This is a genomic window from Mucilaginibacter sp. RCC_168 (assembly GCF_041355315.1).
Classification (GTDB): domain Bacteria; phylum Bacteroidota; class Bacteroidia; order Sphingobacteriales; family Sphingobacteriaceae; genus Mucilaginibacter.
In genome coordinates this window covers 1-1,076 of sequence record NZ_JBFUPN010000065.1, presented here as the reverse complement: position 1 = coordinate 1,076, position 1,076 = coordinate 1, and the positions used below count along the sequence as shown (strand labels likewise).

The following is a 1,076-nucleotide window of genomic DNA, read 5'->3' as shown; positions in this document are numbered from 1 at the left end:
CCACTCCCCCCGATATAAAGCTCTCCACTCACACCAACCGGACACAAACACCGGTTTGTATCCAATACATAAACCTGTATCCCATCTAGCCCCCGGCCAATTATGCTACCGAAATGTTCTTCTGATAAAATATCAGCTGCCTTCAATTCATAATAACTCGCATGTACAGTTATTTCGGTGATGCCATACATATTGATCAGCCGAATACTATCTAATGGGAAACGTGATATCCATGGTTTCAGGCGGTACATATGAAGCGCCTCGCCCCCAAAAATGATAAGGCGTAGACATGTCGAATTTTGTTCCATTAGTGAAAATTTCACGACACTGGTAAACGCCTGCATTATATCCTGATTTAACTCCAGGGAGGCCTGACTAGTTGAATTTTGAGCCAGAAAACTATAAAAAGCACTAGGAGTCTGATTCAATACAGTTATTTTATGTTTGTCAATCAGTTCATATAATTTTCCTATATCCTTTAATGTGCTCCAATTCGGCACCACGAGTTGTCCACCGTAAAGCAATGCCCCATACATTTCCCAAACTGAAAAATCGAAAACACAAGAGTGCGCCATTAGCCATATGTCCTGCGTTGTAAATTTAAAGCGGGACTGACTATTAACCATCAAACTGACGACATTCCTGTGTTCGACAATCACCCCTTTGGGATGTCCCGTTGACCCTGATGTATAGATTACATATGCGGTATCTTCAGGTTGGCATAAGGCGCCCAGGTCTTCCGCCGGCTCCATGGCAATCTCTCCGTTCCAGGCCCCCTGGACATCAAGACAGGTAATCCCAGAAGGTGCCGTATGGCCCTCGCTGCCGATTGTCAAAACACATCGTACCGCTGAATCCTCCAGCATATATCGCTGGCGGTCCTCCGGATACTCCGGGTCTACCGGCACATAACCGCCTCCTGATTTCAGAATCCCTAAAATCAGCACAATCATCCATTCTGATCGGTCTGCAATGATCCCAATCAGGTCATCCTTTTTCATCTGGTAGCGCCGAAGGAGGTAATGACCCAACTGATTGCTGCGGATATTTAACTCCGCATAACTCATTTCGATATC

General features: G+C 45.4%; 1 protein-coding gene. It reads right to left on the bottom strand.

Annotation, left to right across the window (positions count from 1 at the left end; all coding sequences use genetic code 11):
* On the bottom strand, positions 1-1,076 hold a 1,076-nt coding region (locus tag AB6735_RS27965; RefSeq protein ID WP_370999474.1), incomplete at both ends, for an AMP-binding protein.